At 68.4% G+C, this 6,499-nt stretch carries 4 protein-coding genes; 1 reads left to right on the forward strand and 3 read right to left on the reverse strand.

Annotation, left to right across the window (positions count from 1 at the left end):
- Window positions 1–72: 72 nt before the first annotated feature.
- The 3 genes from def to RCH12_RS15415 form a co-directional block, all read right to left on the reverse strand.
- Window positions 73–564, reverse strand: a complete 492-nt coding sequence (gene def, locus RCH12_RS15405; protein WP_327017441.1) for a peptide deformylase — start codon at window positions 562–564, stop codon at window positions 73–75.
- Window positions 565–633: 69 nt separating this feature from the next.
- Window positions 634–2,016 carry a MinD/ParA family ATP-binding protein gene (locus RCH12_RS15410; protein ID WP_327017442.1) on the reverse strand — a complete coding sequence of 461 codons (1,383 nt, stop codon included), beginning with the start codon at window positions 2,014–2,016 and terminating at the stop codon, window positions 634–636.
- Between the two features lie 56 nt (window positions 2,017–2,072).
- Window positions 2,073–5,477, reverse strand: a complete 3,405-nt coding sequence (locus RCH12_RS15415) for a pyruvate carboxylase (protein ID WP_088456042.1) — start codon at window positions 5,475–5,477, stop codon at window positions 2,073–2,075.
- A 77-nt stretch (window positions 5,478–5,554) separates the two neighbouring features.
- Here RCH12_RS15415 and RCH12_RS15420 point away from each other — a divergent pair, with 77 nt between their 5' ends.
- Window positions 5,555–6,367 (forward strand): ParA family protein, encoded by an 813-nt coding sequence (locus RCH12_RS15420; protein ID WP_088456041.1) that lies wholly within the window; start codon window positions 5,555–5,557, stop codon window positions 6,365–6,367.
- Window positions 6,368–6,499: the final 132 nt, after the last annotated feature.

Below are 6,499 nucleotides of genomic sequence, written 5' to 3' on the forward strand. Positions count from 1 at the left end.
CGGACACACGAACGAGCTGCCCGGCTACAGCGGGGCAGCTCGTTCGTCTGTGCTGGCTACAACCTCTACAGGTTAGAACCAGTCGGACTCGCGCACTTCCTTCATCGCTGCACGCCGGTTCGCCTTGTCGAGCCGGTCCAGGTAGAGCAGCCCGTCGAGGTGGTCGGTCTCGTGCTGCAGGGCCTGCGCCATGAGGCCCTCGCCGGACACCGCGACGGGGTTGCCGTCCAGGTCGATGCCGGTGACCCTGGCGAACGGGTAGCGCTTGGTCGGGTACCACAGGCCGGGCACCGACAGGCAACCCTCGTCGACCATCGCCGGCTCCCCCGCCAGCTCCACCAGAACCGGGTTGAGGATGTAGCCGATGTCCCCGTCGATGTTGTAGCTGAAGGCACGCAGGTTCACGCCGATCTGGGCCGCGGCAACGCCGGCCCGGCCCGGCAGCTTCACGCTGTCCACCAGGTCTTCGACGAGGCTGCGCACCCGGGCGTCGATGGTGCCGATCGGCTCTGAGCGGGTCTTGAGGACGGGATCGCCCAGCAGGCGGATCTGGCGTTCGGGCACGGGGAAACTCTCTTCAGGATGAACGGATGGATCAGATGGAACGGATGGAACGGATACGGTGCGAGGGAGTCAGGCGCGGCGCTCGGCCGGCAACCCTTCGACGACGAGGGCGGCGAGGGTCCGCGCGGCCAGTCGGGTGATCGGCTTGAGGTCCTTGAAGGACACCACACTGCCGGCGGCCAGCTGCGGGTCGTACGGGATCCGCACGATCTCGCGAACCCGGGACCGGAAGTGCGACTCGATCTCCTCGAGCTTGACCAGGTTGGTGCCCTGGGTCGCGGTATTGAGGGCGACGATGGCGTTGCGCACGAGGTCGCCGTAACCGTTGGCCTCGAGCCAGGTCAGCGTTTCGGAGGCCAACCTGGCCTCATCGACACTGCCGCCGGACACGATCACGATGGAGTCGGCGCGCTGCAGGGTCGCTCGCATGACCGAGTGCACGATCCCGGTGCCGCAGTCGGTGAGGACGATCGAGTAGAACCGGGCCGCCAGGTCGGCGACGACGTTGTAGTCGTTCTCGTCGAACGCCTCGGACAGGAGCGGGTCGGTGTCGCTGGCCAGGATGTCCAGACGGGTCTCGTCCCTGGAAACCAACGCCGAGAAATCGGTGAAGCCGCCGATGGAGGCGGCCTTGGTCACGACGTCGCGCACCGTCGACCTGGTCTGCTTGGAGACCCGTTCGCTCAGGGTGCCCCGGTCGGGGTTGGCGTCCACGGCGATGATCCGGTCTTCCCTGGCGTCGGCCATGGCCATGCCGAGCAGTGCGGTGACGGTGGTCTTGCCCACGCCGCCCTTGCGGGTGAGGATCGGGACGAACCTCGCGCCGCCCTCGAACTGCTTCTGGATGCGTTCGTCCATGGCCTGGTGCGCGCGGACGGCGGCCGAATCGCCCAGGTTGACCAGGTGGAAGGTGGCGTTGTAGACGAACCGGTTCCAGCTGCCGTTCGGCGGGCGCCGGGTCTTGCGGTTGATCTCCAGCAGCCGGTCGGAGGTGAGCATCGACGCGGATTCCGGGGCGACGGCATCCGTTCGGGTGCGGTCGCGCCGGCTGGCCGTTGCCGCGCTCGTCGGTGCGGTGCTCCGGGACAGGGCTGCCGCTGCGGTGCCGCTCGCGCCCAGCGGAGCCGTGACGCCTCGCGCCGGCTGCGGGGTGACGATCTCGATGGTGTGAGTGCCGGGGTGTGCGCCCGCCGCCGGGGTGGCCGGGTCGTGCGCGGCGCGCGGCGCGACAGCGGACCTGGGCAGGCCGGCGGCGCCGAGCGAGACGAAGCTCTCGGGCAGGGCGGCGGCGAGGTTGTCGAAGGTGTGCGGCGGGAGTTCGCTGTGGTACTCGTCACCCGGTCGCGCTCTGGCACCGCCGGACACCGGTGACCCGGCCCCTGCCGGGGCCGGGCTCAGCTGGCCGTCGCCCTCATCGTGCGGTTGGGCATCGTCTGTCCGTCGATCTGTCACAGCAGACTCCTCGTTTTTTTCGCGGGCCACGAATGGGCCCCAAATCAGGCCTCAGCCTAGCGTGGCCGCACCACTACGAGCAGGTCACCCGCGTCGACCTGCTGGGTGGCGGGGATCGCGACCCTTTCGACGACGCCGGCGATGGGTGAGGTGATCGCTGCTTCCATCTTCATGGCCTCGATCGAGGCGACGCTCTGGCCGGCGGTCACGTGGTCGCCATCGGCGACCTGCAGGGTGACCACACCGGAGAACGGTGCGGCGATCTGGCCGGGCTGGTTGGCGTCGGCCTTCTCGGCCGCCTTGCTGACCACCGCGATGCTGCGGTCACGCACGAAGACCGGACGCAGCTGCCCGTTGAGAATGGTCATGACGGTGCGCATGCCCTTCTCGTCGGCCTCGCCGATCGCCTCGAGCCCGACGTAGAGCCGCACACCCTTGTCGATCTCGACCGAGTGTTCGGTGCCCTGCCGCAGACCGTAGAGGTAGTCGACGGTGTCGACGACGGACAGGTCGCCGAAGAGTTCGCGGATCTGCTGGAAGGTCCGGGTGGGAGCCGGGAAGAGCAGCTGGTTGAGCATGGCGCGTCGAGTGGGGCTGTCGGCGTCGAGGGCGGTACGTTCCTCGTCGGTCAGCTCGGTCGTGCTCACCCGGATGCTGCGGCCCTCGAGCACCTTGCTGCGGAAGGGCTCCGGCCAGCCGCCCGGCAGGTCGCCGAGTTCGCCGGCCATGAAGCCCACCACGGAGTCCGGTACGTCGTACTTGGACGGGTTGGCTTCGAAATCAGCCGGGTCGGCGTTCACGGCCGCGAGGTACAGGGCCAGGTCACCGACGACCTTGGAGGACGGTGTCACCTTGGGCACGCGGCCCAGGATCTCGTTCGCTGCCGCGTACATGTCTTCGATGAGCTCGAAGTCATCGGCGAGGCCGAGCGCGATGGCCTGGGTGCGCAGGTTGGACAGCTGCCCGCCCGGGATCTCGTGCTTGTACACCCGGCCGGTGGGGGCGCGGAGGCCCGATTCGAAGGGGTGGTAGACCCGGCGCACGTCTTCCCAGTACGGCTCGAGGTCGCAGACATTCTGCAGGGAGATGCCGGTGTCCCGTTCGGTGTGAGCGAGCGCGGCCACGAGGGAGGACGCCGACGGCTGGCTGGTGGTGCCGCCCATCGGGGCGCTGGCCACGTCCACGGCGTCGGCTCCGGCCTGGGAGGCCGCCAGCAGGGTCGCCAGCTGGCCGCCGGGGGTGTCGTGCGTGTGCACGTGCACCGGCAGGTCGAATCGTTCGCGGAACGCGGTGACGAGCTTCGCCGCGGCGGCGGGCCGCAGCAGCCCGGCCATGTCCTTGATGGCCAGGATGTGCGCGCCGGAGGCCACGATCTGGTCGGCGAGGCGCAGGTAGTAGTCGAGCGTGTAGAGGTCCTCGGCAGGGTCGAGCAGGTCGCCGGTGTAGCAGAGCGCCACCTCGGCAACGCTGTCGCCGGTGTTCAGCACGGCGTCGATGGCCGGGCGCATCTGGTTGACGTCATTGAGGGCGTCGAAGATGCGGAAGATGTCAACACCTGAGTCGCTGGCCTCGCGAACGAACGCATCCGTCACCTCGGTGGGGTACGGGGTGTAGCCCACGGTGTTGCGGCCGCGCAGCAGCATCTGGATGTTGATGTTCGGCAGGGCCTCGCGCAGGGCGCCGAGACGCTCCCACGGGTCTTCGCCGAGGAAGCGGAGGGCCACGTCGTAGGTGGCACCGCCCCAGGCCTCGACCGAGAGCAGTTCGGGGGTGAGCCTGGCCACGTAGGGGGCCACGGCGACGAGGTCCTTGGTGCGCACCCGGGTGGCCAGCAGCGACTGGTGGGCGTCACGGAAGGTCGTGTCGGTGACGGCCAGCGCGGTTTGGGCGCGCAGGGCGCTGGCGAAGCCGACCGGGCCGAGCAGCTGCAGCTTCTGCCGCGAACCCTCCGGCGCCGGAATGGACAGGTCGAGCTTGGGCAGCTTCTCTGCGGGGTTCAGCAGGGTCAGGGGCACACCGTTGGGCTGGTTCACGGTGACGTCGGCGAGCCAGTTGAGGATCTTCGTGCCGCGGTCCTTGGAGGCCCGGCCACGCAGCAGCTGCGGACGCTCGTCGATGAAGGAGGTACTCAGGTCGCCGTTGGCGAAGTCGGGGTCTTCCAGCACGGCCTGCAGGAAGGCGATGTTGGTGGAGACGCCGCGGATGCGGAACTCGGCCAGCGCGCGCTTGGAGCGGGTGACGGCGGACGCGTAGTCGCGGCCGCGGCAGGTGAGCTTGGCGAGCATCGAGTCGAAGTGCGGGCTGATCTGCGCGCCGGGGTTGATGGTTCCGCCGTCCAGGCGGATGCCGGCACCGCCGGGCGAGCGGTAGGTGGTGATCTTGCCGGTGTCCGGGCGGAATCCCGCGGTGGGGTCCTCCGTGGTGATGCGGCACTGCAGGGCGAAGCCGCGCAGTTTGATCGTGTCCTGGCCCAGGCCGAGGTCGGCCAGGGTCTCCCCCGCCGCGATGCGGATCTGGGACTGCACGAGGTCGACGTCGGTGACTTCCTCGGTCACGGTGTGCTCCACCTGGATGCGCGGGTTCATCTCGATGAACACGTGCTGGCCGGCGCGTTCGCCGACGGTGTCGAGCAGGAATTCGACGGTGCCGGCGTTGACGTACCCGATCGACCTGGCGAAGGCCACCGCGTCGGCGTGCAGGCGCTGACGGATCTCCTCCGGCAGGTTGGGGGCCGGTGCGATCTCGATGACCTTCTGGTGGCGGCGCTGCACCGAGCAGTCGCGCTCGAACAGGTGCACGGTCTCGCCGGTGGCATCCGCGAGGATCTGCACCTCGATGTGGCGGGGCCGGAGCACCGCCTGCTCGAGGAACATGGTGGGGTCACCGAAGGCGCTGTTGGCCTCGCGCATGGCCTCTTCGAGGGAGCCGCGCAGGTCGGCCATGGAGGCGACGCGGCGCATGCCGCGTCCGCCGCCGCCGGCGACGGCCTTGGCGAAGATCGGGAAGCCGATCTCTTCCGCGGCCGCGATGAGCTCCTCGACGTCGCGCGACGGTGCGCTGGACTTGAGGACGGGCACACCGGCGGCGATGGCGTGTTCCTTGGCGGTGACCTTGTTGCCGGCCATCTCGAGCACGTGCGAGCCCGGCCCGATGAAGGTGATGCCGGCGGCCTTGGCCGCTTCGGCGAGCTCGGGGTTCTCGGAGAGGAATCCGTAGCCGGGGTAGATGGCGTCTGCGCCGCTCTCCTTGGCCACCCGGATGATCTCGGACACATCGAGGTAGGCGCGGACGGGGTGTCCGGGTTCGCCGATCTCGTAAGCCTCGTCGGCCTTCAGCCTGTGCAGTGAATTGCGGTCTTCGAACGGGAAGACGGCGACGGTTTTCGCGCCCAGTTCATAGGCGGCGCGGAACGCGCGGATTGCTATCTCTCCACGGTTGGCGACGAGGATTTTGGTGAACATAGAGACCTTTCGATCCGGGAGCGGCACACAGCTGACGGTTAGGTTCTCTAAGACTAGTGAAGGTAACGTATCTACTTGTGCACGTACTTAGCGTTAGCTCCCTCAAGGGAGGGGTAGGCAAGACCACGGTAACCCTTGGTCTGGCTTCTGCCGCCTTCGCCCGCGGTGTTCGGACCCTCGTGGTCGACCTCGATCCGCAATCAGATGTCTCTACCGGGCTCGACATCCAGCTCGCCGGCCACCTCAACGTCGCCGACGTGCTGGCTTCGCCGAAGGAAAAAGTCGTCAGGGCAGCCATCGCGCCCAGCGGCTGGACCCGCGGTCGCCCCGGCACGATCGACGTCATGATCGGCAGCCCTTCCGCCATCAATTTCGACGGCCCGCACCCCAGCATCCGGGACATCTGGAAGCTCGAGGAGGCCCTCTCCACCGTGGAGAAGGACTACGACCTCGTGCTGATCGACTGTGCCCCCTCGCTGAACGCGCTCACCCGCACCGCGTGGGCCGCCAGCGACCGGGTCGCCGTGGTCACCGAGCCCGGCCTGTTCTCGGTGGCCGCCGCCGACCGTGCCCTGCGCGCGATCGAGGAGATCCGTCGTGGCCTCAGCCCCCGGCTGCAGCCGCTGGGCATCATCGTCAACCGCGCCCGCACGGCGTCACTGGAGCACCAGTTCCGGATCAAGGAACTGCGCGACATGTTCGGACCGCTGGTGCTCAGCCCGCAGCTTCCGGAGCGCACCAGCCTGCAGCAGGCCCAGGGCGCCGCGAAGCCCCTGCACACCTGGCCGGGCGACAGCGCCCAGGAGATGGCGCACTACTTCGACCAGCTGCTGGACCGGGTCCTGCGCACCGCACGCATCGGCGAGTACGCGGAAGTCCCCGCGCGCTAGGAGCTCTCGAGCTGTGAGAAAAGCCCCGAAACGCGAGGGCGGTTTCTAGCGGTCGTTGCAACACCTGATGGTTTAGGTGCTTTGAATTAGATCACGTAAACGCTCGGCTGGGGTATCCCAGTCGAGCGTTTT

This window comes from Cryobacterium sp. MP_3.1 (assembly GCF_035984795.1).
In the GTDB taxonomy this organism is placed as follows: Bacteria; Actinomycetota; Actinomycetes; order Actinomycetales; family Microbacteriaceae; genus Cryobacterium; species Cryobacterium zongtaii.